Raw genomic sequence first — 1,140 nt, 5'->3', positions numbered from 1 at the left:
CAGGTCCCGTGCTTTCTCCCGCGCTTCCGATGCGGTTCGGTACTGGTAAGCCTTGTTGTCACGAGGATTTGCACGACCGAACCACTGTGCCTGAACCATGTCCGGCGCGCCTCCTTTGTCGAGCGCATCGGTCAGTTTGTGTCGAAAACTGTGGCTAAGGGCGCTCAAGGAATTGCCAGCCGCGTCCGTCAAGCCATATCGCCCAAAAATATTCGGTCGTGCGGGAGCGCTTCCTTTTTGCCGGCCGCGCAGGCAGTCCGAAACGTTTTGCTCGGTGATGGGGCGGACGGCATAAATGAGAGCGGTTGCACGGCGCCTCATGGCGTCAAAAAACGATATCGAGAGGCAGTCTTGAAGCAACAGTCGCTCGTTCCTTGTTCCGGGGACAACTGGGCCGTCAAATCGATGCACTTTCAGCCGTTCGTGCACGGCATCCAATGACACGGTGTCACCGGTAATTCCCCATTTCTCTCTTCGACGTTTGCCAAACTGACTGTTCTCGAGGCCTAGCCACTGCTGGATTTTTTTGGCACGAATTGTCCCCTCTGTGTTGTCGGGTTGTGGCAGATAGACCTTGCCCGGATGTTTCGCCAACCAATGTGCAACTTTCCGGCATGGTTGCGTCATCTCCAGGAGCTCGCGGAAGACGTCGTTCATGAGGTCAACCGTTGCCGTTAGAAGTGTCTGTCGCCGGGCGTTCGAGCGTTTAAATGGCACGAGGCGAATGTAGTACTCGTTGTTCGCCTCATCGAACAACGGCATCTCGGCTCTCAACGTCAGCACTTGACCGAGACGAAGGCCCGTGCAAACGAGAACGGTGGCCAAAAGAACGCAGACGCGGTCTGCCCAAGCGGTTCGAGGAACAATACGATAGAGTTGAGCAATCGCAAAGACGACTTCGTCAGACGCTCGTCGGTCGACCTCCGGCCCTTCGTCCAGCTTTATCTGCTTCAAACCACCATGGCTGCGCCCGCGCTTCCTCTTTGCCCAAGCCCAACGGAGCCGTACCTTGACGAGGTGCAACTCATCAAGCGTGTCAGCGATGCACTTAAGGGCAACGTGGACGGTATATTTCGATGTTATCGCTTCTTTTGCGGCAGCGAGCGCCGCCGAATTGAACACTGCAGGCGTCACTTCTGC

The 1,140-nt window shown here is 56.3% G+C and carries 1 protein-coding gene; it reads right to left on the bottom strand.

The genetic code is table 11. From position 1 onward, the window contains the following. On the bottom strand, positions 1-1,140 hold a 1,140-nt coding region (locus ABZX22_RS45235; protein ID WP_354923561.1), incomplete at both ends, for a hypothetical protein.

The organism is Nonomuraea sp. NPDC003804 (assembly GCF_040610675.1).
In the GTDB taxonomy this organism is placed as follows: Bacteria; Actinomycetota; Actinomycetes; order Streptosporangiales; family Streptosporangiaceae; genus Nonomuraea.
Note: the sequence above shows the minus strand (reverse complement) of the source record. Positions and strands in the feature narration are given on the sequence as shown.